The sequence below is a fragment of the Streptomyces sp. NPDC047049 genome (assembly GCF_040643995.1).
Lineage (GTDB): Bacteria > Actinomycetota > Actinomycetes > Streptomycetales > Streptomycetaceae > Streptomyces > Streptomyces mooreae.
This window is the reverse complement of record NZ_JBEYVM010000005.1, coordinates 129040-152731: the sequence shown is the minus strand read 5'-3', so window position 1 is coordinate 152731 and position 23692 is coordinate 129040. Positions and strand designations below refer to the sequence as shown.

Here is a 23692-nt window from a genome sequence, read left to right as displayed (position 1 = left end):
GCTTGGCTGTCCTTCGCTCCCTCGACGGTGGTCGGCCATGGGTCGGTCGATCAGCTGGTGTCCACCGTGAGGTCCGCGGTCAGCAGGTGTACGAGCCCGCTGTCCGGCACCTCGATGGCGGGGACGGCGTTGCCCCCCTCGTAGCGCAGCGTCACCTCGGCGACGGCGCGGATCTCCGGCATCTGTTCCAGTACGGACAGCACGTCCCCGGCGTGCACCCGGCGCCCCCACGGCCAGCCGCAGCCGTCCGGTCCCCCGGCCGTGGGATGGAAGAAGCGGTAGAGGCATTTCTTGGCGGCCTTGATGACGTCGTCCGGTTTCCGGATCCAGGGCCGGACGGTGGCCCCCACGGCGAAGCGGACGTAGTCCGGTGGCCCGGCGTGCAGCCGCTCCCCCAGCAGCCGGGCCCCGGCCAGGACCCGTCTGGCCTCCTCCAGGACCACCGTGGGAATCTTCAAGTCGTCGCCATCAAGCGGTAGTTCGGGGTCACGCGGCAGGGGCGGGACGAGCAGTACGCGCAGTGCGGCGTCCTCCGAGAGCCAGAGGGTCGGTTCGGACCGCGCCCCCTTCAGGAAGTAGAAGACCCCGCCGACGGTCACCACGGCATCCGGGGCGTGCTGGCAGTCCGGCGACAGGCCGGGGAAGGCTTCCGCGGTCAGGGACTGGACGCCGCGGCCGCTGGAGGGAGTGAGGTTGCTGTTCGCGTACTGGTACCGCCGGTGGTAGAACTCCTCGCCCTTGAAGAGGAACACCTCGTACTCGTCGGTCGTGCCGGGCGCGGGGAGGGCCGCCACCGCGTCCAGGTTGCTGGTGAACTTCGCTGGTACGCCCAGGAATTGCGCCGCAATCAACTTCCTTTCCCCCGCGCCCCAAGCGCACTCGCTGCCGACGCACCACAGTCGGGGAATGGTCTTGGCCAGGTGCAGCACCGCGTCCACGCCGTACTTCGCGAACTCCGGCGGGGCGTCATCGTCCGACTTCCCTTCGTCCGTCCCGTTCAGCAGCACCCGCTTGTGGTCCACCCCGGCGCTGCCGCCCGGGAAGTAGTGCACGGCCCGTGGTTGGGCCTCCGGCCGTACCGGTACCGCGCAGGTCAGCAGCGGTACCGGCCGCTTCGGCGGCAGCAGCCCCGGCGGCACGCTGGTGTCCGCCGGGCGGACCGTGGCGTTGACCCGGCAGCGGGCGATGCCCGGCGCGTGCTCGGTGAGCAGCCGTTCGTGGTCCTGTACGGTGACCGCGCGCCGCAGCGGGGCCAGTCCGAGCGCCGCCCGGTCCAGCGCGTCGCGCCAGGTCTCGGCGTCCTGACCGGCGGCCACGACGTCGGCGACCTTCGCGGAGGGGACGCCGGAGGGCGGCACCAACGGTGTACCTGGCAGGAGTTCAGCCAGCGGACCGCGGCAGGCCGCGTACTCCACGGCGATCGCGGCACCCGCCGGCGGCACCTTGCCGCGCTGCACTCCCGCGCAGGACGTGCCCGGCGCCAGCGGCCCGAAGACCACCTCGCCGGTCGCGTCGTCCCACCAGTAGCAGGTAGCGTCCGCGCCCTTCCTGGCGAAGGTCCACACCGGATCCCACCGGTCCCCGTCGACGGTGACGGAGGTGAGCGGCGACGGGGCCGGTTCCGCCTGCGGCGCGGGCGGGCTCCACGGGCGGCGGGAGGGCCGGAAGCGCTGGGCCGGTGCCCGATCGGGCGAGGCCGCGAACTCCTCCTGGAACATGGAGGGCTGCTCCACCGCCTCGACCATCGCCGTCCCGGCCATCGGCACCATGACGTCCACCACCGTCCGGACGGTCACGGGCGGGGTGGCGTCGGTCCGCAGCTCGGTCCCGGCGGGAACGGTGACGTCCCCCTCGCCGCCGTCCCGGGTGAAGGCCACCCGCACCCGGAACGGCATCGCCGGGACCGGCGCGATCCCCATCAGCCGCAGCAGCCGGTCGCGCTGCGCCGGCGTCATCCGGGCCACTCGGTACAGCAGGAGGTCCACCCGCTCGGCGCAGGCTTCGATCAGGGTCACGCCCGGGTCGGAGACATTGTGGTCGGTCCAGCCCGGGGCGCGGCCGGGCAGGGCGCGCTTGGCGGCGTCGACCAGCGGTTGGAAGCGGAGGTCGTCGAGGTCGGGAACGGGCAGTTCCGGCACGGTGCTCACTCCGGAATGGTGTAGAAGGGAAAGACGAGGTTGCGGGGTTCATTGGTGGCACGCAGTCGGTAGTGAATGTCGATGTAGAGCACGCCCTGGTCCTCGGCCTCGGTGCTGAACAGCAGCTCGGCCACCTCGACACGGGGTTCCCAGCGCTCCAGGGCCTGCCGGACCTCGCTGTCGGCGCGGGCCACGGTGTCCGCATCGAGCGGGTCGAAGATCAGGTGGTGGATACCGCAGCCGAACTCCGGGCGCATCGGCCGTTCGCTGGGTGCGGTGCCGAGGATCAGCCGGATGGCCTGTTCCACCTCGTCCGTGCCGGATGCCAGGGCCACCCGCCCGGTGTGCGCGAGCGCCCCCGGAAAGCGCCACCCGGAGCCGATCACCGCCGCCATGTCCAGCCCCGCCGGGTCCGTCACTTCGTGCTCCCCGCTCCCGTTCACCTGCCTGCTCCCAACTCAGCCATTACGCACATCAGTTGATGTCCACCGAAGCCCCGGTGACCTTGGTCGTGGTGCTGTCGATGGTCAGCTTGCCGCCCTGCCCGTCGAGGGTGATCGTCTCGCCGCCGGCCCGGAGGGTGATCTTGCCCGCCGTGATGACGATCTCGCCGTCCGTCCCGGCGTCCAGGGTGATCGTCCGCTTGGGGGCGTCCAGGGCGAATTTCAGTGCCTTGCCCACCTCGCCGGCCGAGAGAGTGATCGCGGTGTCCTTGCGGTTGAGATGCGCGGTCAGCTTCCCGTCCCCCGACTTCAGCCGGACGCCCTGCGGCCCCTTGGCGGCGCTCAGCAGCTCCAGCCGGTCGCCGGCCCGAGAACTGACCGAACTCCGGTTGGCACGACCGGTGTTGCCGTCGATCAGCGGCTCCTCGTGCGGGGTCGGGGCGTCCTTGCCGTTGTAGAGCCCACCCAGGACGTACGGCCGGTCCAGTCGCCCGTGCTCGAACCCCACCAGCACCTCGTCGCCGGTCTCCGGCCCCACCACTCCCCCGCCGCCGGCTCCGCCCCACTGCACGGTGCGCACCCAGTCCGTCACATAGTCCTCGGAGAGCCACGGCAGCCGCAGCCGGACCGCTCCGCGCTGCCCCCGGCCCGGCTCCTTGATGTCGCTGACGATGCCCACCGCAACGCCCAGACCGCACAGCGGGGGCGGGCTCGGCACCACCGGCGGCGGCAGCGCGCCCACCCGCACCTGGGTCAGATAGCCGTGGGTGCCGTCGAAGGTGTGCCGGCAGGCGGTGGTCGTATAGCGCCCGGCGAACGGCTCGCCGGTGCCGGTCACCGTGACCGGGCAGCCGGCTCGCAGCTGCGGGGTGCCGGCGACGGTGGCCTCCAGTCCGGCGACCGCGGCGGCGGTGTCGGCGGCCAGTGCCCGCGCGGCCGCCGACACCTCCTGGGCGGTGGTGTAGGGCCGTCCGGTGACCAGCAGTTCCCCGCCCGGGCCGCCGAATGCCTGGCCCAGTTTTCCCGGCGACGTCCCGATCCGCACCCGGGTGCTGTCGGTCGCCGATTCCTTCGCCACGACCGGTGCCTTGGCCCCCTCGTCCCAGCCCCGTACCTCCACCGTGCCCACCTGGTCCAGCGAGCTGACGGTGGCCCGCAGTGCCAGGAGATTCGCCCGGTACTGGAGTACGAACGGGCTGCGGTCCGCCCCGGTCGACGGTGCCGGCGCCTCCGCCGCCGGCCGCAGCCGACGCATCGTCAACTCCTGCCCCTCTACCGCGAGATGGAGCCCTCGGTCATCGGCGAGGTGGGCCAGCAGCTCCCAGTCGGTCAGGTTGGGCTGCGCCAGATGCGGCACCCGGGCCGCCTCGGCCTCGATCCGCCCGGTCCGCAGCCCGTGCCGCCGGGCGGCCTCCGCGGCGATCTCCGCCACCGTGCGGTTCACATACGCGGCCACCCGCCGCCCCCGCATCAGCCGGTGCCCCCGGTCCATGGCCCGGACCACGGTGAACGTCCCCGAGGCGGCCACCTCCGTCTCCAGCGCCGTGACCTCCCCGTCGAACACCGTCGTCCGGGTCCGCTGCCGCTCCGCGGCGACCGCGACCGTCATCGTCCGCCCGACCGCGATCCGCGCCGCGGCGAGCAACTGATGATCGGGATCGCTGAACCGCAGCTCCGCGGTGTCCGGCAGATGCGTCGCGGTCTCCACCACGGCCTCCACCAGCCGCTCGTGCCACGCCTCTTGCAGCACCGCGCCCTCGAACGCCACGACGGGCTCGGCCGCGTGCGACCGCTCCGTCACCGCTCCGCACCCCTCTCCGGGTCCTGCTCCTCCAGCATCGGCAGCACCAGCACCGTCCCCGGCCGCACCCCGTCTGGATCGTCGATCTCGTTGGCCCGCGCGATGGCCCGCCACTGCCCCGGATCGCCGTACGCCCGCCAGGCCAGCCCCGGCAGGGTGTCCCCGGCGACCACCCGATGGGTGTCCACCGGCCCGTTCCCGCCCGAGCTGGGGTTCTGCCGTGCCGGGGCCCCGCCCGCCTCCTCCAGCGTCACCGTGCACTCCGCACGCAGCGGAGTCCCGTCCGTATCGAACCGGGTGTAGGTGGCATCGACCTGGGTGACCAGCGCCAGGAACGCGGTGGTCCGGGCCCGCCCCCACTTCAGCCGCACCCACGGCGCGGACGCCGGTTTCGCCGCCGCGCTCTGCGACGTGGGAACACAGCAGCTCAGCAACTGCTCGACCGACTGCTGCACCCCGCCCTTGCGGGCCGGCGCGTCCAGGAACACCTCGACGCTCATGGTGCGCGGCTGCGCAGCCACGAACTGCGCCCGCGCGGCACCGGCGCTGGACGGCGCCCAGCCTCGTTTCCAACTCGCTGACTTGGACATCGCCAGGCGCTCGGGGTTGAAGTGCAGCTCGACCCGGGCGCGTTCGGGACCGGGCGTGTTTCCGGTGCCGACCGGCGGATCGTAGATCACCAGAGCGGCCCGAACGGGAGCGCCTCCCAGCGGCAGGGCGGGCATGGGGTCCTTTCGGGGACGGGGAGAGGGCAATGGCGAGATGTGGCGCCGACTGTGCCCACGGACTCGGTCGACCTGCCTGCCGTCAGATGGTCACCCCCACGAAGCCGTGATGGGCGATCTCCAGCGTTTCCCGGGCGGCCTGCGACTGCTCCGTGTCGAACGTGGGGCCGCTCCACCGGACCGGCAGGACCCCGTCCAGCAGCCATCGGACGATCGGCTTGCGGTCCGGCCCCAGCGCCACCAACTGCCCCGGAAGTCTGGCCGGCTCCTCCACCTGCAAGCGGAGCCAGGCCCACACCAGGGTGGTCTGGCTGGTCAGCGGCCGGCTCAGCACGACGTTGGAGTAGCGCAACCGCGTCGGCAGCTGCCACACCTGTCCGTTCATCCCGCCCTCCACCCGCTCCTCCACGTCCATCGCGCACCCCAGCCCGTCGCACGACGTGAACGAGCCCAGCGCATGCGGCCCGATGGACAACTGGAACATCGAGCTGACGGCGAACGGCTGGTCGGGCATCGGTCGACTCCGGTGTCTGGGTTACGTCGGTAGGTCAGCGGGGCGCGGCACCCCGGCCGCCGGACGGCCTGGTCGCCGGCCAGTACGGAAGGGGCGGCGGTTCCGGCTGCCGGTCGCCTGACCGGCGGAGGTGCCGCACGGCCGGGTCCGGCCCCCGCTCCAGCTTCGGCAGCACGGCTCGGGCGAGCAGTTCGGCGTGCCCGTGGGCGATGTCGCGGGCCAGGACGGAGGTGTCGGGGGCGGGGGACGAGCCGGGTGCCGGCGGGTGGTGGTCAGGTGGGCGGCGGGGGTCGTCGGCCGCCTTGGGCGGGGTTGGCTGCCAAGGGGCTGTCGGGAGCGGGGGGACGAGGGATACGGGGGGCGGGGACGGAGCTGCCGTCGGGGGAAGCACGGGGAGGGCTGGAGTGGCCGGAAGGGGCGAGCGAGCTGGAAGTGCCGTCAAGGGGACTGCCGAGGACGGAACTTGGGGCAGTGGCTCCCCCATGCGGAAACGGGATGGATTCGGGGGATTGCCTGGCGTCTGGACCTCGAACCGGGGCGGTGGCACGGGGGGAGGGGTGAGGGTGGGAGTGGAGGCGGGGGTGATGCCGGGTCCGCTTCCAGGGGCGGGGCGGGACGGGGCCGAGGGAGGGACGCTGCCTGGGAGCGACGCGCCGGGGGACGGGGCCGAGGGAGGGACGCTGCCTGGGAGCGACGCGCCGGGGGACGGCACCGGGGGTGGGGCGGGCGGCACAGGGGGCGCGGACGGCACGACTGGCATGGCCGACCTGGCCTGCCTGGCCGGCGCGGATGAGGCGAGTTCCGGGCGCAGCTGGGCTCGCGCATCGTCACGCTTCACGGAGTTGCCTTCCAAAGAAGAGAGGTTGGGAGCCAACCGGCCGGCGAACGCCGCCGCAGGGGAGAACGGCGTCGGCCCGTGCACCGTCACCTGCGCGGCCACAACCGCCGACGCGCCCCGCGCCCCTCGATCCCCCCTCGGCCCCCTCCGCCCTGCCCGCCCGCGGCCTCCGCTCTGCCCCCGCTCCCCTCGCTGCCCGCCGTCCCCCGGCCTTCCCCGCGCCCCCGCCTCACCGCGTTCCGCCCGCTCCCCGCTCCCACTCCTTGCTCCGCGCTCCCCTCGCTCCCCTCGCTTTCCGCGGTCCCCGCGATCTCCGCGCCGCAGTGGTGCCCCCACCGCACCCATCACCGTCCTCATCGCCCGCAGCCGCTCCCATAAGACCGCAGCCACCCGGGAGCCGCTCGGCGCAACAGGCAGCGGGACTGGGGCACGGGACGCTCCAGGAGACAGGTCACGGGCTGCTTGCAGCGACGGCGCATCCCGCACTGCATCACCGGACGCGTCACCAGCCGCCCCAGGGGTTGCGCGCAGCAAAGCTCCACGGGACGCCACGCCACCAGGCGCCTCGGCCGAACCGACCGGCGCCCGGTTCCCGTTCTCCGTCCTGCCACCGCCCTCCACGTGCCCCCGCAACGACGGCACCCCCAGCACCGCCCCCCGCCCGCCCAGCGCCACCCCGCGCGGCAGCAGCCGCCCCGGGAGGGCCACCGCGGGCGCCGGACGCCAGGCAGCCAGACCCGCCCGAAAGCCGGGCAGGCCACCGACCGGAATTCCGGGCAGCCGCACCAGCGCCACCACCTGCGGCTCCGTCTCCCCGTCCCGCGCCACGGCAGTCACCCCTCCCCTCCTCATCGTCAGTTCTCCGCCCGTGCCTGGTTGAGCCGGGCGATCTCGCGCACCCAGGCGCGCCGTTCACCGTGCGGGAGGCCGAGGATGTCCGCGTACGCCCAGTGGAAGTGGTAGGCGATGTACGCGGACTCCTCCCGCAGCCGGCCCGCCGGGTGCGTCAGGTTTCCCCCAGGCGGTCACCCGCTACCGGCCCCGGCACGGCGAAGTGCGTACCGCAGGACGGACAGGCAACCGCCCGGTGTTCGGCGCCCAGGCCGTTGATCTCGCGGTAGACGTCCTGGAGGTAGGCCAGGTCCGCCGCGAACAGCTGCTCCACGACCTCGGCATGGATGTCCGTCAGCGTCCCCAGTTCGGTGATCACCAGGCTCAGCAGCACGACCCCGAGATACGCCGGGTTCTCCCGCACCCGCTGGTCGATCAGCGGCGACAGCTCGTCCCGCGCGGTGGCCAGGCGCATGGTGCCCCGCCGATGCACGGTTCCGCTGCCGTCCACATATCCATGTGGCAGCTCGAACGCGAACTCGGTGCGCAGCCCGGAGGTCTGCTGCTGCATTCCTGATCTCCCGTATAGAGACGATGAGACGCTGTATTTTCCGGTTTTCTCAGTTGATGTACTCGCGCAGTACGGTCCCCGCCTCGGTGTTCGCCGCAAATACCTCGATCTTCAACGAGGCGGACTGCTCGCCGGCGGTGAGGGTCGGCGCGGTGGCGATCCCGACCTTGTCGCTCTTGACGTTGGCGGACGGCTTGCCGTTGGGGAAACTCGCCTGCTTGCTGGGCGTGATCCGGAAGCTGACCAGCACGTCCGGCACCGGAGCACCGTTCTTGTCGACCACCTTCACCCTCAGCGGCTCCGGGAAGTCCGTTTCGGGATCGACGTGTTGACCCGCACCGGAGACATAGCGGGTGGAATCCGCGTTGCCGACGACCGCCTGCACGGTGAGGTTCTCGAAGCGGGTGAAGCCGCCCTCCTCCTTCCACTCGGCGGTGACCGAGAAGGTGCCCGGTGACTCGGCGTGCAGCAAGGCGCTGGTGGCCTTGCCGTCCTTGCCGGTAGTCCGCTCGTCGATCCTCTTGTCGCCCGGGAAGCGGGCTTCGTCGCCGACGATCGTGAAGGTGATCGCCGCCCCCTCCTGCGGGTCTTGGTCCAGCCGTTCCGCCTTCACCACCAGCGGCTGGGGGAAGTCGGTACCGACGCCGGCGTTCTGGCCCTGCCCGGAGAGGGGGATCAGCTGGTACTCGGAGACCCGGAACATCTGCCCCGTGCCTTCCAGGGAGGTCCACAGTGTTCCGTTCCGGTCGACCGCGAGCCCGGACGGCCTGCTGCCCTTGCCGGTCGAGATGGTGCCGGCCACCTCGGTGCCGCCCGCCTCGATCCAGCCGATCTGGTCAGCGTCCGGCATGGTGAACCAGAGCGCGCCGTCGGCCAGGACGAGCAGCCGCCCGGGGACCGCGGGCGTGTCGACGTAGACCGTCCCGGGGTCGTCCGCGTTGTACCGGGCGATCTTCTTGGTGGTGGTCGCCACCCAGACCATCCGCGGCATCGCCTCGGAGACGGCCACGGCCCGCGGCTCGAAATCGAGCTCGACCGGATGGGGGGAGAACTTGCCCGTCGCGGCGTCGAAGGTCAGCAGCCGCTTCTTCTCCGGGCAGGTGATCCAGTACTCCGTGGGGTTGCCGGCCCCGATGGCCAGGCCGTACAGCGCCGCCTCGTAGTTGCCGGAGTACGCCACCGCCCCCTTCCTCATCTCGATGAGAAGGAGCCCCTTGCGGCCGTGGTTGGTGGCGACGAGGCGTTCCTTCTCATCACCGTCCGAGCCGAAGGCCAGGGCCAGGCAGAGGGCGTTGGGTCCGGTGCCGCCCGTCGTGTAGTCGCCGGACGCGGTACAGGTGACCACCCGGCCGTCGTCGCTGTTGTGCGCGTAGGTCCAGATCGTGCCGATCCGGGTGGCGAGCGTTCCGGCCTGTCGGGGCGAGGGGTAACCAGGTGGGAAGACCTTGCTGTCGTGCGGGGCGGCGGTCTTGAAGCGCCCGATCTCGGCGGCGCCGGTGACGAACCAGACGTACGGGTCGCCGGCCAGCGGCGGCGCGAGGGCGACCGGTTTGGCCGAGCCGCTGAGGTCGAAGTGATTGGGGGACTGGGGGGTGTCCATCGTGTTCGCCTTCCTCCTCCTGGTCCGGACCGGTCAGTTGTCGTCCGGCTGCTTGACGGTCAACGGGGCCCGGGTGGGCTCCTCGGTCCCGGAGTAGCTGATCTCCAGTTCCAGCTCCTCCTCCGTCGAACCCGCCCGCAGCGGCGGGAAGTACCCCGTGCCGGTGGTGTCGGTCTGGATGACGCACTCGGTGGTGCCGTCGGCGAAGGCGGTGGTGCTGTTGTCGGGGTCCGAGGACACCACTCGGCAGGTGAGCGGGATGCCCGGGGTCGGCTCGGCGTTGGAGACGTACGAAGCGACCATCGGGACGGGGACGAGTTCGCCCGGGGCGACCGTGTCCGTCGGCTGACTGACCAATTGGGTCTTTCCGAGCCGGAACGAGGGGGCCGCCGGGACGATGTACCGCCCGATTTTCTTGCTCTTGGGGCTGGTGTACCAGATCTCGGCGTTCTTGATGAGCTTGCCGTTCCCGTCCTTTTGCTCAGGGCTCAGACAGAGCCCCTCTGCCTCGCTCCCGGACAGCAGGGCCACCGAATCCACATATTTGACCTCACGGTTCGTCCTGAAGCGGTGAATATGACCGCCACCGGCCACCCAGATCATGTTGTCCGGCCCCTTCAGCAACTGCCGTGGCTCGTCGGGAAGAGTGTATTCGGAGTATGTGATGGAGTTTTCCTTGATCTCGTACCGGTTCAGCTTGTTGGGATTGATCGACCCGAACCAGACGCACGTGGAGTCCGTGATGACGTGGATCGGACTGCCGGAGTGCGGGAGTTCGATGCGCTCCCACTTGCTGCCGTGCCGGCGCGGCGTGTAGGTGTACAGGCCGTTCTTCGACCGGGATTCCCTGTTCCGACCAGTCGCCCAGTACGTGTACTCGTCACCGCTGACACTTACCGCCACGGACCACAAATAGGTGCTGAAGTTGGCGTCGTCCCTGGGGAGCGGATGCTTGGTGACCGGCCTTTCGCCGACCAGGATGTGGCCGACGTACGAGTACTTGGGCTCGGCGAAAGCGATGTAGTGCGAATAGGTCGGCTTGTCGTCCGGGCTTCCGGGGTCCTTGACCGTGAATGCGGACACGGTCTGGGCCAGGGCGTCGGGCTCCAGGTCGTGCTTGCGGAACTCCTCCTCGTCCACGTCGAATTCGTAGATGGGGTCGATGGACTGCGGTCCGGCGGGGGAGGCGAACCAGATGCACTTGCGGTCGCGCGTGGGATCCGGATCGTTGGCGAGCCCGGCGGTGTACTGCGGGATATCCCTGGTGATCGGGGCCTGCGTTTCCGGCCCGTTCGGATTGACCTTGATCAGAGCATTGTTGGAGGTAGTCACCCAGAGATATTTCCTCGGACCGATCGCGATGGAATGCGGCACCCGATTTCCGGCCACTGCCCATTCCTCAGGGTTTGCCATACCAATCCCTCCCACGCACGCTGCACCGAATGAACCAACGGTATTTTCTCGCAGCAGCGAAACGGCACTCCCCCGAACGCCACATTCATACGAACGAGTTAGCGTGAAAGCCAAACAAGGAACGCGTGAGCGAATAGCAGTGCACTGATGTTTCCTTCGTTCCCCAACTGAACGTTTCTGCAAGGAAGTTGAGAAAGTGCACCCCTACGGCCGCCTACCGCGCCGTCCGCACCTCCACTACGTTCATCCGCGACCCACCGACCACTTGAGGTGGGAGCCATGCATGCACACCCGCAACAGGGCAGTCGGCCCCGGCCTGGCGCCGTAACAGCAGCCGCACCGCCCCGCCGGAATTCCACCGCTTCTCCGACGCCCCTCTCCACCGCCGGTCTCCTCGCGCTCCAAAGCTCGGCCGGCCATGCCATCGTCCAGCGCATGGTCTAACCGCCCACCGACTCGGCACCGCCGAAGACCGCCGCGCCATGGCTGGTCTTCGGAGTGAACGGGCGGGACGAGGAACAGCTGGCCTCGGCGGTCCAGGCCGGATATCGCCCCTTCGACACCGCGGAGAGCTACCGCAACAACGGCCTCGTCGCCGAGGCGCTGCGGGGCCTGCCCCGGGACAGCTACGAGATCCTCTACAAGTTCGACGTCCGCAACGGCGAGCCGGCCGACGGCCTGCGCCGCCGCTGGCACGGCGTCGCCGGGCTCTTCGGCGGCAGGTTGGACGCCCTGGTCATCCACAACCTGGATGCGGACCCTCAGACGCTCCGGGCTGCCTGGCAGGTCCTCAACGAGCTGAAGGGAGACGGGGCGGCCCAGCGGATCGGGCTGGGGAACGTCGGGGAGAGCCACGTCGGTCTGCTGCCAGAACTGGGCGCGGCCGGTGGGATCGACCTGGTGGAGAACTCCGTTGAGAGCGTGCTGCTCAGCGAGACCGTGGAGCAGGCGATCAAGGCGTCCGGTGCCCACCTCTACTACTACGACGTCATCCGGACGGCCAGCCAGATGGGTCTCGACCTCTCCTCGCCCGACGATCTCAACGGCTTCATCTACACCATGGCGGGGAACTTCCCCGGGCCTGGCGGCGAGTCCAACGCCACCATGGTCAGCAGCAGCGGAACCGCCATCACCCAGCAGACGAACCTGAAGAACTTCGGCCGCGGTCCCGATCACGACGGCTTCACCGGGGACGAGCAGTACGCAGCGCTCGACAAGATCAGCGATTGGCGGAAGCAGCGCAGCGTCTGCCAGGACAACGGCACCTCCTTCATCCTCCGCCCGGAACTCGCCGCCTGGCTGAGCGGTTTGTGCGAGGGCACCGGCGCCCAGGCTCTGCGCGGCAGCCTGACGCAGGCGGCACAGCGCCAAGGGCGGCAGGTGGAGCGGACGTTCGTCGGGCAGTGGCTGGTGGGGCAAGGCCATGTGGCAGAAGCGGACTTGGATGGCGTACGGGTCCCTCTCGAACGGGCCTCAAGCGGCGGTACCTCGGGATGCCGCTGCACGAGGTGCTGGCGGCCCTGCTCGGGGTGAAGAACTGCGACTGGAAATGGTCGATCGAGCTGGTACAGCTGCTGGTCGGCAGCGCGGAGATGGGGGATTGCGCGTTGCGGTTCGGCGCCGGGGAAATCGTCCAGGGGGATTGAAGGGCACGCTTCCTGCCCCGCCGGGCGCCGGCCCGGCATACCGTGTCGTGCCATGACCCTTCTCGCCATCGGTGGCAGCGGCTTCCTCGGCAGGGAGCTGGTCCGGCAGGCGACGGCGGTCGGCCGGGCAGTGGCGGCGATCTACGCGACCCGGCCCGGCAGCCCCGACGGGGCGGAATGGCTGCGCGCCGACCTCCGTCCTCCGGACGAAATCGGCGCGGTGGTAGGGCGCCGGAAGCGGTGAACCTTCCGAAAATGCAAGGGTGTTGGAAGTCGCGGTGCCGACCGAGGCCGTGCTCGCCGACGCGGGGGTGGAGCGGGCAGCCACCGCACTCGCCGGTACCAGCAACGCCGTCCAGGCCGACGGGCTGCTGCTACGCACGGTGGAGCGGCAGCCTCCGGGCCCGGGGGAGGTGGCCCCGTCGGCCCGTCAGCGCCTCGTCACGGAACTGCAGCGCCACGTCCTACCGGGCTCCGCACCCACACCCAGCACGGGCCCGGAGCCAGGGTGGTCAGCCGAACGGACCGCCGTCCACAAAGGCGTGTGCAGCGAAACGCTTGCCCATCCGGCGGTACGCGGCGGCGGTGGGATGCAGGCCATCAGGCAGGTCGGCCACCTCGTCGGGCCCGAGCAGTTCGCGTCCGTCGAGATAGTGCAGATGGGGATCGTGCGCCCGCCGGACCGCCACGATCCGGGCCAGCTCGGCACGCACCAAAGTCAGCGACAAAGCCCCACCGGTCACGTCCGCCGGGTCACCCAGGGCCGTGATCTTCCCGTCCGCACCCATCGCGACCGGACCGGGACGCTCCTCGAAGGTCGGACAGCTCACCGGGGAGATCAGCAGCAGCGGGGTCTCGGAAGATCGCGGATCGTCCGGGCGACATAGGGATCCAGCATCTCGTTGCCCGCCTGGCCGAGATTGATCACCTCCACTCCCCCGAGCATTGCCGCCCCACCGGCCAGGTGCCGGTCGGGCCGTCGACCTCCAGGCAGTGGCTGATGGAACTGCCGTAGTGCACCCAACGGCGTCGCCCGTCCGGCAGCGGCGCCAACACCTCGCCGTCGGCACGCAGGCCCACCAGTTCCGTGGGGGTCTGCTGCGGCAGCCACAGCTCGACCTGCTTCATGCCGGCCGGCAGCCCGCCGAACCGGACAGCCCCCGGTATGCCCGGGATCAGTCGCTGCTCGGCCCCGGGGGCCGCCATCCGCAGCACGTTGCCCAGCGGCGCCTGCTGCCGCCCGAACGGCACGCCGTCCACCAGGAGTTCCCTCACCCCGGTCGGGCGGGGTTGAGGTTCGGGGACCAGCCGAAGCACCAGCCGGACCGCCGGGTGCGTCATGGGCGGGACGACATCGCCACCCCATGTCACGCTCCCTGGTCAACAGGTAGCCGGCCCGGCCGCTGACCGCGCACGAAAACGGGCACCGGCCGAGCACGAAAGCCCCCTCCCCGGAGACTCCGCTCCGCCTCCTGTCGATCTCCTACCGATTGCCCGCCGGCCCCCGCCAGTCCGCGTGGCGAATACGGGAAATCTCCCGCACCTCACCAACCGTGCTCCATTCGTCCTTCCCCAGCCGCGACAGGGGCTTCAGCCGGGAGATCTCGGGATGGCCGTCGACCAGTACGTCCTGCGAGACCGCGGCATGCACCACGCGCCCGAACACGACGGTGGAATCCCCGATGCCCAGCGTGCTGTGCACCTCACACTCCAGCGCCACCGGCGAGGCCGCCACCCGCGGAGGCTTGACACGCAAACTCGGCTCGGTGGCTATCCCGGCCGCCTCGAACTCGCTCACCCCGTGCGGAAAGTCGGTGCCCGTGTCATTGATCTGCCCGAAGAGCCCCTCGGGCGCAAGGTTGACCACGAACTGCCCGGTCGCCTCGACATTGCGCAGGGTGTCCTTGCGACCGACGGAGCTGAACTGCACCACGGGCGGCGCGACACTCGCGATCGTGAAGAAGGAGTGGGGGGCCAGGTTCGCAGAAGCACCATCAGGGCTGATCGTCGACACCCAGGCGATGGGCCGCGGCACGACCACCGCGGTCAGGAGCTTGTAGAACTCGTTGCGGGACATGGCAGCGGGATCAAAGTCAGTGCGCATGGTGATCAGTATCCAGGTGCGCGGCCGCAGACCGTACAGCGGATCCACGGCATCACCAAACCCCTGAGTTCGGCGGAAAGTACCCGGTATCGGAGCCGACGAGCACCAGGAGCCGACATCGTGCCCACAGCAGCCCCCACCGTCTGGGAGGACTTCGAGGTCCCCGCCCACGCCCGCGGCGGCCAAGTCACCCTCAACCTCTACGACCGCCTTGCGGCATACGCCCCAAGCGTCCTGGCGCCTACCTGCGCATCTCCTCCGACCGCTTCGGCCTCGAAGCCGGTGTCGACCGCCAGCCTCAAGATCTCGAAGATCTCACCGACATCGTCGAGTACGTCAAGCGGCCGGTCACCGGCGCTACCGGCGGCCGCATGAACCTCATCAACGACAGCGACCGTCACATGGCACGCATGATGTGCGTGATGGCGCTCAAGCCCTCCGAGGACACCGCCCGCCGCGTCGCTCGTCAGTCTCTCTGCCGCCCAGAACGGAATCGCCCAGGGCCGCATCGCCTACGGCTGGGTCCGCAAAGGCGAGCACAAGGGGCAGCTTCTTCCGGACGAGACCGACGTCGTCGTCCGGATCTTCCAGGACTTCATGTCGGGGGAATCGGCCTACAGTATCGCCAAGGCCTTCAACGCAGAAGGGATCAAGCCCCCCGCCGCGAGCACCTGGTCGTCCACAATGATCGCAAGGATGCTCCGCAATCCTCGCTACGCGAGCATGTCTCCTGCTCCGGCAAGCACCGACTACAAGCTGCCACGGCTGGGGACGGCTGGTCCCTGGTTCTCTTCGACGACGAGGGGCGCCCGTTGCTGGGAACGTGGGAGCCCCTCGTCGCTCCCAAGCTCCGGTCGCTGCCCGCCGGCTGCGCCCGGCGGTACCCGGCGTGGACGTCGTACGGACCGCCGACGACGAGGGCGCCCGCCAGGCCGTCGACCACCTCGTGACACTCGGACACCGTGACATCGCTCACATCGACGGAGGCAGGGCACCGGGCACCGCCGCCGTGGCTACCGCACCGCGATGACCCGCCACGGCCTCGCCGACCACATCTGCGTCCTGCCCGGCGGACTCACCGAGGAGGACGGCGCCGCGACCGTCCGCACTCTGCTGGCCACCCGTCCGCGGCCCAGCGCGGTCCTCGCCTTCAACGCCGCTGTGCGACGGGCGTCCTCGACGCCGCCTTCCTGTGCGCCGGTGCCCCCGTCCCCGGCGAGATGTCCGTGGTCGGCTTCGACGACAGCTGCCTGGCCCGCCTCGCCCACATCGACCTGACCACTGTCGGACAGGACATCCCACGCCTGGCGGAACCCGCCGTCGGCCGGGCCATCGCCCGAATGGAGGCGGAGGCGGCGCCGGACCCCGAGACCGTCATCGCGCCGCGACTCGTGGTCCGCGCGACCACGGCGCCGCCGCGCCGGGCCCTGTCGTAACTCCCGTCGTCCGCCCGCGGGACAGGCCGGGCGTCGCCCGGCAGGCGCGAGGCCGACCACAGGGCCCTGGGGTCCGGGCTGCGGACTGCGGGCTGCGGGCTGCGGGCCCAAGGCTGAGGGGACCACCCGGACGGCGCCGACCGGATTGCGCACGGCGCCGACGCGCGGCAGGGCGCGGGCGCTCCTAAGCTGGAGGTTCAGGACCTTGCGGCCCGTGTCCCAGGGCACGGCCGTGACCTGCGGCTTCTGTGCAGTCGCGCCGTAGGCGGACACATGTTCATCCCGCGCTCGTGCTCACACGGGTGTGCACACATGCTCGGGCTGGGAGTTGCGGAACGTGTCCTCGCATGGTGGGGAGTCACTCCATGACGCATTTCCGAATACGTTTGCGTCGGGCGGCCGCGGCGGCTACCGCGGCAGGGATGTTCGCACTGCCGGTCGCGGGCGTGGCCGGATGCGGTGGCCCCGCCGTGTCGGCGAAACCGTCGCCGTCCGTTTCCCCATCGGCGTCCCCGGACGAGGTTCGTGACATCACCCCTGGCGTGACGCTGCAACTCGACACCGTCGTCCAGCGGATCATGCAGGAGGCGAACATCCCGGGTGTGACCGTGGGACTGTGGACGCCCGACGGTAACTATGTGCGGTCCTTCGGGCTCGCCAACCAGAGCAACGGCCAGGCCATGTCGCCGGGTCTGTACATGCGGATCGGGAGCGTGACCAAGACGTTCACCGTGACGGCGCTGCTGCAGTTGGTCGACCGGCACAAGGTGAACCTGGACGATCCGATCGGGAAGTACGTCGAAGGCGTACCCAACGGAAGCAAGATCACCCTGCGCGAGCTGGCCGGGATGCGCAGCGGCCTGTTCAACTACTCCAAGGACGAGGCCTTCTACGAGGCGCTGACGAACGACCCATACCAGCCTTTCGCCCCGCCGCAGTTGCTCGGCTACGCCTTCCAGCACCCTGTGCTGTTCCCGCCGGGAAAGAAGTTCGAGTACTCCAACACCAACCTCATCCTGCTCGGCCTCGTCATCGAGAAGGTCACCGGTCAGCGACTGCGCGACTACATCAAGAAGGACGTCCTGAAACCGACCGGTCTGGACCACACGCTCCTGCCGGCCGACGCCACGTTCCCGATCCCGCACGCGCAGGGATACACGACCCAGACCGCGAACGGGGACGTCCAGGACGCGGCCGACTGGAACCCTTCATGGGCCTGGGCGGCCGGCGCGATGATCTCCAATCTGCAGGACCTGCGCGTATGGGCGCGTGCGGTGGCCACGGGCAAACTGCCCGGCGGCGGCGACCTGATCAGTCCCGACCTCCAGAAGCAGCGGCTCACCACACCCCCGACCCCCATCCCGGGCATCGGGTACGGCCTCGGTCTCTTCAGCGTCCAGGGGTGGATCGGGCACAACGGTTCGCTGCCGGGCTACGAGTCCCTGGTGGTCTATCTGCCGTCGGCACGGGCGACCCTCGTCGTCCTGCTGAACACCGACATCGACCACGACAACCAGGAGCCCACCACCCTTTTCGGCGAGGAGATCACGAAGATCGTCACGCCGGGCCACGTCTTCAACCTGCCCGCGGAGCCCGCGGCCAGGTAGGCAGGGATGTCGGCACCGGATCGTCGGGTTGCCGTGGGCCTGTGCGGGCGGGAGAGAAATCCAGTGCTCCGCCGCCGACCGGTTCCCTGCACTCACCAGGCAGTGCGCGCCGCCCAGGTCAGCACGCTCGTCACCGAGGGTGACCCACCCGTCCGGGATCCAGATGGCGACGTGTCCCTCGGTGAGGGGATCGAGCCCGGGAGGCTCCAGCACGAACACAGCCTCTGCGACCTCGGTAGGGCACCCAGAGGACAGCTGCCCCGCACTTCCGCTCTTTCACAGGGGAGGCACAGCCGGTCGAGGCGCGCCAACACAACCCTGTGTTCACAGCGCACTTGACCCCCAACCGGCCGGGTGCCTCCATAACAACAGAGCCTACGGCGTGGTCGAGGCGCCGCTCGTCCACGCGGCGCGCAGCGCCTTCTTGTCCACCTTGCCGACCTTGGTCGTCGGCAGCTGGTCAAGCAGCACCGTCTTCCGGGGCGTGTACAGCTCTCCCAGCTCGGCGGTCACCGCCGCGCCGACCGCCTCCGGGTCGATCTCGACACCCTCGGCCGTGGCAAGGAAGATCTGTACGGCCTCCCCGTACTCCTCGTCCGGCACGCCCAGCGCCGCCGCGTTGCGCACACCGGGCAGCGTGAGCAGGAAGTCCTCCAGGACTCTGGAGTAGACGTTGTCGCTGGTGCTGCCGGTGACGATGATGTCCTTGGCCCGGTCGACGAGATAGAGGTAGCCCTCGGCGTCGAGGTAGCCCAGGTCGCCGGTGCGCAGCCAGCCGTCCTGCAGTGCCGCCGCGGTGCGCTCCGGGTCCTCGTAGTAGCCGAGCATCACCGCGTTGCCCCGGACACACACCTCGCCGACCTGCCGGACGGGCAACGCCGCAGTGCTGTCCTCGGCACGGATCTCGATCTCGGTGTCGGATATCGCGCGACCGCAGCTGCGCCAGAGCTCGGGGCGCAGGGCACACTCCGAAGCGAGCTCCTCCGCGCCGAACGCGGCGATGCCGAGCGCCTCCGACTGCCCGTAGCCCTGGCCGAGCACCGGCCCGAAGACCTCGACCGCCTGCTGCAGCCGGCTGGGCGACGTGGCCGCGCCGCCCACGACGATCTGCCGCAGCGCGGGCAGGACGCCCGGCTTGCACTCCGGATGGTCGAGCACCGCGTACATCATGGGCGGCACGAACAGGGTGGCGGTGATCCGCTCCTCGCGCAGCACCGTCAGCGCCGCGCCCGCTTCGAACTCGGGCAGCACGACCAGGGCGGACCCCGTCACCAGGGCCTGGATCGAGGTGATATGGCCGCTGCCGTGCGTGAGCAGCGTGGCGGCGAGCACCCTGTCCGTGCTCGGGTCCATGGTCGGGAAGAACGCGGGGCCGGAGTCCTCCGCTGCGTCCGTCACCAGGTCGACCAGCGTGTCGTAGAGCCGGTGGGTGTGCGCGGCAAGCTTGGGGCGGCCCAGGGTTCCGCCGGTGTAGAGGACGGTAACGGCCTCGTCCGCTCCCGGGGCGGGCACACCGTCGGGGCGCGCGTCCGGGCACTCGGCCGCCAGGGCCAGCAGGTCCGCGCACCGCTGCTCACAAGGGCCGAGGCTGAGCAGTGTGGGGGCGTGGACGCTGCGGCCGGCCGCATCGGCGGCCCGTTCCGCGAAGAGCGGGTCGGTGACCACGGCGCGCGCCCGGGACTGCTCGACGAGCGCGGCGAGTTCGCCGGGCCCCGGCTCGGGCGGCAAGAAGACGACGCGGCAGCCGATGAGATGGACGGCGAGCTGAACGAGGACGGATTCGACACGGTTGGCCAGAAAAAGCCCCACCCCGTCGCCGGGCGCGAGCCCCTGCCCCCGCAGCGCATGCCCCAGCCTGAACAGTTGCCGCCGGGCTTCCCCTCTGGTCAGCCGCTGCGTCCCCTGGACGAGCGCCTCGGCGTCCTCGTCCTTGTTCCAGTGCTCCAGAATGCGGTCCACGTACGTCCGCGGCTCGGATATTTCCTGTGCGTTAACGATCACCAACACATGCAAACATGCCGCTCAGCGGCCCTGACCTCACGGGGGCCACCTTCGGCCATCGCCCGACGGAGTATCATCCCCGCGATACAAATTCGGTATTCGCAGGTCAGTTGAGCGTCTGAGAGAGCGCACCGGACGCCCGTCATCAAGGCGGGGCATCGCTCCCCGTGGTGTGGTCCCAACAGGCCCTTGCACGGAGAGCCCCGGAACGCCAGCAAGATTGCCCCGACGCACCGCGTGAACCACAGGCCGCTGCCCTGCGGGGGTGTGAAGCTCGCCCATGACCAGCATCTCCACAGACGGCCTGCCTGGCCCTGCAGGGCGCACAGGCGCCGTCGCTGGCGCTGAGCAGTTGCAGTTCGGCGGCTTCGTACAGCGCCAGGGCTCGTCATCAGCCCAGGAGGGTTCGCCACCTCTTGGTCCCTCCTGGGCTGATGACGACCGCGTGCGCTTTCGGCGTCGCGTCGGTTGATCCGCTGTTGCGAACCCTCCCGGGCTGATGACGACAGGGCGTCGCACCCTCCCACAATTCGCGTCAGGGCAGGCAGGACGGCCGGACGCTGACCAGCTCGGTCCGCAGCACGGGCGTGCCGTCGACAGGGGCCGGGTCCTGCGCAGTTGGTTCGATACCGCCGGCGGCGATCTTGTCGAGAGTCTTCAGGCCGGCGGCACCGACCGTGCCGAACACCGTGTAGTTCGGTCGCAGCGCGGAGTCGCCGTAGACGACGAAGAATTGCGAACCGTTCGTGTTCGGACCGGCGTTGGCCATCGCCAGCAAGCCGCGCCCGTAAAGGCGACGGACGCCGGTCGGGTCGCTCGGTGCCGGCGGTAGGTCCACCGGCAGCTCGTCCTTGTACTTGTACCCCGGCCCGCCCTCGCCAGTACTGGTCGGGTCGCCACACTGCAGGACCTTCAGCGTCGGATACGCCGTCAGTCGATGGCACACCGTACGGTCGTAGAACCGGTGCCGCGCCAGGTGTACGAAGCTCTGGACCGTGCACGGCGCCTTCGCCCGGTCCAGACGCAGCGGGAGGGGGCCCTGGCTGGTCCGGACAGCCATACCGACCGTGCCGTGGCTGGGGGTGTGCCGCGGATCGGGCGGCAGGGGAACCCGCCGCGCCGCCGGCTCTTCCGGGGTCTGGGTGTACTGGCAAGGACCGTGCGTGGTGCGCGGCGGGGCGCCGGAAGCAGAGGCAGTACCGCCCCAGGACACGACCAGCGCCGCCGCAGCCAATGCGGTCATGAGAGTTCGCCTCATCCTGCACACCCTCCAGAAAATCGCCAGATTTCGGAGCCGTCGCAGTCTAAAGCGCGGCCCGACAGGCGAGAAGCCGCCCGCCGGCCACATCCGCCTCCCAGCCGTCAGCCTGCGGCCGCAGGCCACTTCGGATGTGGCACAGCGCCGACTGGCATAAGGTCCGCCACATGTGATCGCGCTGGGCAAGGGCCCAGAATTGTGACGACGGGTAGCTGGCGTCTCCGTCGAAGCACGGCTCGCAGTTGTCGTCGCACAGGTGCTGATAGACACCCAGCTGGATTTCCTGGAAGTCCGCGGGGATGCTGATCGGCTTGACGGTCAGCGCCTCCCCCTCGATCACCACGTAGCACGGTGCTCGTGGTGCCCCGATGGAGATTGTGGCTTGGACGACCTGCTCCGTCATGCCGGCGTAAACCTCGGCGGCGACGCAGTCATCATCGCGATCGCCAAGGGCTCCTGAACACGGGAATCCAACGGCAGGACGTGACTGCGAAGCCGGCCCATGGTCGCCCCGGGCGATCGGCGAACCACACCTCTGGCCCGGAGCCGGCGGACATCCGCCCTCAGGCTTCCGCACGTTCGCGAAGCCACGACGCGGCCAAAGCCGTCCAGGTCGAAGCGTCCCCCGTGCCTTCGGCCAGGCCAAGACTGTGCGGCCCGTGCGCCGGGTACGTCGAGCGCCGCAGCTCCGGGCCGCAGGCGGAAAACCATCGGTCCCAGAATGCGAGACATCTTCTGTGTATTTACCGTTTCAATACTCAGATCCGACCCCCGTTTGAGGCTGGATCCGAACTGCTACCTCAAGCCTGCCATTTCCGGAAGCATTGGTCATTGCGGGTGCTTTCAAAGCCGTGAAGGGCGCTCCAAAATTTGGCGTGGATTCGACTCGACAGGTGCAAAACCCGTTACTCCATTCATGCGCTATGCCCGTCCCGCACCAGGTCCGGCCGCGGCGAGGCCTTCTTGGAGCGGTTTTTGACCTCGCCTGCGGAGTGCGGTTTCGGCAGTGCCACCGAACGGAAAGCAAGACTTCGGCCACCGCGCCACCCCGGCCCCGGGCCCGCCCGGGCGTTCCCCCCCGCCTCGCTCCCGGTCCTCGCTCTCCGGTGACGCGAGTTGGCCGTCCACGAGTGCACGCACTGGACTCGGACGGAGCAGGCAGCGCGCACTTCTGGGCGAACCACCCTTCTAGCGCAACGTCCGCTACGCTCCACTCGCGCACACCGGACTCCTCGTCCAGGAGGGCGGGGAGGTGGTGGTCGCCAGTTCTCTCGGGCAACCCACCGAGGGACCGGCCGGACAGCCCGGTGCGGTGCTTCCCCTCGCCGGCGAGATGACGCAGGCCGGCCACACCGAGCAGCTGCTGGTCGCGGCAGAACGGGAATGGGGCGCCGCCGACGTCTTCGTGACCTCCGCCGGGTGCGGCCTGCCCGGCGTCTTCCTGGGCACCGATGCTGCACAATGGCCCGAACTGACGGAGGTCGTCGACTTCGCGCAGACTCCGCAGAGTTCATCTAAGGGCTGTCCCGTATTCCCCGGCGGGCGCATGACGACAGCTACGGCACTCCCCCCGGCTAACGCTGCGGCACCATGCATGCCGCCTGGCCCCGTCGCGAAACCAAAGCCAGGTCGGCCGGGAGGCGACACACCCGGCCCACCGGCACCAACAGGTATGGAGGCGCGGACGTCCGGCTCCCACTCGCTGAATGCGGATATTCTTTTCCAGCACTACACAGGAATTCAGCATGCATATATCCCATGCCGCACGCGGTGCGACTTGCTGCACCGTTCTGACCTGTCTGGTGTCCGCACTCACCGTTTCCGGCGCCGCCGCCCCTCAGCACCGGCAGAGTGCGTGCCGGACCACAGACAAGGGCGGGGGCGACAGCGGACCGGATCAGTACCGGTACAAGGTGCGGAACGTCTATCCGCACGATCCGAAGGCCTTCACCGAGGGGCTGACAGCTGACCATGGCTCGCTCTACGAAAGCACCGGGCGGTACGGGGAATCCGAAGTCCGCCGGGTGGACGTACATTCCGGCGAGGTGATCCAGCGGAAGGCCCTCGATGCACAGCACTTCGGCGAAGGAATAACTGATTACAAGGGGCAACTCGTCCAGTTGACCTACAAGGAAAAGCAAGGGTTCATCTACGACAAGAGGAGCCTTGAGAAGACCGGCGAGTTCTCCATCTCGGCCGAGGGGTGGGGACTCACCTCCCTCGACGATCAGTTGATCATGAGTGACGGTAGCTCCACCTTGTACTCGATCGACCCTGAGACGAGCCATCAAAAGCCGCTGTTCCAGGTTACCGAGAACGGTAGGAGGGTTGACAAAATCAACGAGTTGGAAACCGTGGACGGGTGCATCTATGCCAATATTTTCCACTCGGACAGAATCATCAAGATCGACCCCCATACGGGAAAAGTGATCTCCTCGGTTGACATGACCGGCCTGAACCCTGACCCTGCACGCCCGTACTCCGCAGTCCTCAACGGCATCGCCTTCGATGCGTGGGCCCGAAAGATGTATGTGACCGGAAAACTGTGGAATCACGTTTACGAAGTAACTCTGAAGAAGGTGTCCTCCTCCGGCTATACGGCACCTTCTGCCCCTGCACCGGAGCCGCAAGGCACACGCCGTTGCAGGGTGCAGAGGCATGGGCGGTAGAGACGAGGGTGACGTGGTGGTGGCTACCGGGCCGAGTGCGGCCCTCGAAGCGGGCCGAGCCGCGCGCCTGTTTCATCTCGCGGTGGTCGTGCTCGAT

The 23692-nt window shown here is 69.6% G+C and carries 22 protein-coding genes and 1 pseudogene; 7 read left to right on the top strand and 16 right to left on the bottom strand.

Going from position 1 to position 23692, the window contains the following annotated elements; genetic code table 11:
- Positions 1 to 50: 50 nt before the first annotated feature.
- From ABZ851_RS15060 to ABZ851_RS15020, 9 genes are all read right to left on the bottom strand, one after another.
- Positions 51 to 2147, bottom strand: a complete 2097-nt coding sequence (locus ABZ851_RS15060) for a hypothetical protein (RefSeq protein ID WP_361126635.1) — start codon at positions 2145 to 2147, stop codon at positions 51 to 53.
- The gene (locus ABZ851_RS15055) at positions 2144 to 2557 is read right to left on the bottom strand and encodes a GPW/gp25 family protein (protein ID WP_361126632.1); all 414 of its coding nucleotides are present in this window, start codon (positions 2555 to 2557) and stop codon (positions 2144 to 2146) included. Before ABZ851_RS15055 ends, ABZ851_RS15060 begins: the two co-directional genes overlap by 4 nt.
- 55 nt (positions 2558 to 2612) lie before the next feature.
- Positions 2613 to 4382, bottom strand: a complete 1770-nt coding sequence (locus ABZ851_RS15050; protein WP_361126629.1) for a VgrG-related protein — start codon at positions 4380 to 4382, stop codon at positions 2613 to 2615.
- The gene (locus tag ABZ851_RS15045) at positions 4379 to 5107 is read right to left on the bottom strand and encodes a LysM peptidoglycan-binding domain-containing protein (protein ID WP_361126626.1); all 729 of its coding nucleotides are present in this window, start codon (positions 5105 to 5107) and stop codon (positions 4379 to 4381) included. The genes ABZ851_RS15050 and ABZ851_RS15045 overlap by 4 nt, the downstream gene beginning before the upstream one ends.
- A gap of 82 nt (positions 5108 to 5189) precedes the next feature.
- On the bottom strand, positions 5190 to 5621 hold the full coding sequence (locus ABZ851_RS15040; RefSeq protein WP_361126623.1) for a phage tail protein: 432 nt from the start codon (positions 5619 to 5621) through the stop codon (positions 5190 to 5192).
- Between the two features lie 1692 nt (positions 5622 to 7313).
- A complete protein-coding gene (locus ABZ851_RS15035; protein WP_361127337.1) occupies positions 7314 to 7469 on the bottom strand; it encodes a DUF6760 family protein in 156 nt (51 codons plus the stop codon).
- Positions 7466 to 7861 carry a hypothetical protein gene (locus ABZ851_RS15030; protein WP_361126620.1) on the bottom strand — a complete coding sequence of 132 codons (396 nt, stop codon included), beginning with the start codon at positions 7859 to 7861 and terminating at the stop codon, positions 7466 to 7468. The genes ABZ851_RS15035 and ABZ851_RS15030 overlap by 4 nt, the downstream gene beginning before the upstream one ends.
- Positions 7862 to 7910: 49 nt before the next feature.
- Positions 7911 to 9461: a hypothetical protein gene (locus tag ABZ851_RS15025; RefSeq protein WP_361126617.1), complete on the bottom strand. Its 1551-nt coding sequence runs from the start codon at positions 9459 to 9461 to the stop codon at positions 7911 to 7913.
- A 33-nt stretch (positions 9462 to 9494) separates the two neighbouring features.
- Positions 9495 to 10793: a hypothetical protein gene (locus tag ABZ851_RS15020; protein ID WP_361126614.1), complete on the bottom strand. Its 1299-nt coding sequence runs from the start codon at positions 10791 to 10793 to the stop codon at positions 9495 to 9497.
- A gap of 579 nt (positions 10794 to 11372) precedes the next feature.
- On the opposite strand from ABZ851_RS15020, the gene ABZ851_RS15015 reads away from it, so the two are divergent.
- The 3 genes and pseudogenes from ABZ851_RS15015 to ABZ851_RS15005 all read left to right on the top strand — a co-directional run.
- Positions 11373 to 12407 (top strand): aldo/keto reductase, encoded by a 1035-nt coding sequence (locus ABZ851_RS15015; protein WP_361126611.1) that lies wholly within the window; start codon positions 11373 to 11375, stop codon positions 12405 to 12407.
- Entirely contained in the window at positions 12368 to 12520 is a 153-nt protein-coding gene (locus ABZ851_RS15010) for a hypothetical protein (RefSeq protein WP_361126608.1), read from the top strand. Before ABZ851_RS15015 ends, ABZ851_RS15010 begins: the two co-directional genes overlap by 40 nt.
- A 52-nt stretch (positions 12521 to 12572) precedes the next feature.
- Positions 12573 to 12683, top strand: a pseudogene (locus ABZ851_RS15005) (dTDP-4-dehydrorhamnose reductase); the annotation flags it as partial.
- Between the two features lie 349 nt (positions 12684 to 13032).
- On the opposite strand, the gene ABZ851_RS15000 reads toward ABZ851_RS15005, so the two are convergent.
- The 4 genes from ABZ851_RS15000 to ABZ851_RS14985 all read right to left on the bottom strand — a co-directional run bounded on the left by ABZ851_RS15000 (position 13033) and on the right by ABZ851_RS14985 (position 15025).
- Positions 13033 to 13350, bottom strand: coding sequence for a hypothetical protein (locus ABZ851_RS15000; RefSeq protein ID WP_361127385.1), 318 nt, complete (start codon positions 13348 to 13350; stop codon positions 13033 to 13035).
- Positions 13351 to 13444: 94 nt separating this feature from the next.
- The gene (locus tag ABZ851_RS14995; protein WP_361126605.1) at positions 13445 to 13861 is read right to left on the bottom strand and encodes a hypothetical protein; all 417 of its coding nucleotides are present in this window, start codon (positions 13859 to 13861) and stop codon (positions 13445 to 13447) included.
- A 142-nt stretch (positions 13862 to 14003) separates the two neighbouring features.
- Positions 14004 to 14624 carry a flavin reductase family protein gene (locus tag ABZ851_RS14990; RefSeq protein WP_361127334.1) on the bottom strand — a complete coding sequence of 207 codons (621 nt, stop codon included), beginning with the start codon at positions 14622 to 14624 and terminating at the stop codon, positions 14004 to 14006.
- Between the two features lie 200 nt (positions 14625 to 14824).
- On the bottom strand, positions 14825 to 15025 hold the full coding sequence (locus ABZ851_RS14985) for a hypothetical protein (protein WP_361126602.1): 201 nt from the start codon (positions 15023 to 15025) through the stop codon (positions 14825 to 14827).
- A gap of 91 nt (positions 15026 to 15116) precedes the next feature.
- On the opposite strand from ABZ851_RS14985, the gene ABZ851_RS14980 reads away from it, so the two are divergent.
- From ABZ851_RS14980 to ABZ851_RS14970, 3 genes are all read left to right on the top strand, one after another.
- Positions 15117 to 15590 (top strand): recombinase family protein, encoded by a 474-nt coding sequence (locus ABZ851_RS14980; protein ID WP_361127331.1) that lies wholly within the window; start codon positions 15117 to 15119, stop codon positions 15588 to 15590.
- Between the two features lie 254 nt (positions 15591 to 15844).
- A complete protein-coding gene (locus ABZ851_RS14975) occupies positions 15845 to 16060 on the top strand; it encodes a substrate-binding domain-containing protein (RefSeq protein ID WP_361126599.1) in 216 nt (71 codons plus the stop codon).
- Between the two features lie 422 nt (positions 16061 to 16482).
- On the top strand, positions 16483 to 17667 hold the full coding sequence (locus ABZ851_RS14970) for a serine hydrolase domain-containing protein (RefSeq protein WP_361126596.1): 1185 nt from the start codon (positions 16483 to 16485) through the stop codon (positions 17665 to 17667).
- Between the two features lie 375 nt (positions 17668 to 18042).
- On the opposite strand, the gene ABZ851_RS14965 is transcribed toward ABZ851_RS14970, so the two are convergent.
- From ABZ851_RS14965 to ABZ851_RS14955, 3 genes are all read right to left on the bottom strand, one after another.
- A complete protein-coding gene (locus ABZ851_RS14965; protein ID WP_361126593.1) occupies positions 18043 to 19668 on the bottom strand; it encodes an AMP-binding protein in 1626 nt (541 codons plus the stop codon).
- A gap of 535 nt (positions 19669 to 20203) precedes the next feature.
- On the bottom strand, positions 20204 to 20911 hold the full coding sequence (locus ABZ851_RS14960; protein ID WP_361126590.1) for a peptidylprolyl isomerase: 708 nt from the start codon (positions 20909 to 20911) through the stop codon (positions 20204 to 20206).
- A 61-nt stretch (positions 20912 to 20972) separates the two neighbouring features.
- Positions 20973 to 21329: a hypothetical protein gene (locus ABZ851_RS14955; protein WP_361126587.1), complete on the bottom strand. Its 357-nt coding sequence runs from the start codon at positions 21327 to 21329 to the stop codon at positions 20973 to 20975.
- Positions 21330 to 22632: 1303 nt separating this feature from the next.
- Between ABZ851_RS14955 and ABZ851_RS14950 the strand changes: the two genes are divergently transcribed.
- Complete coding sequence (locus tag ABZ851_RS14950; RefSeq protein WP_361126584.1) at positions 22633 to 23595, top strand: glutaminyl-peptide cyclotransferase; 963 nt, start codon at positions 22633 to 22635, stop codon at positions 23593 to 23595.
- Positions 23596 to 23692: the final 97 nt, after the last annotated feature.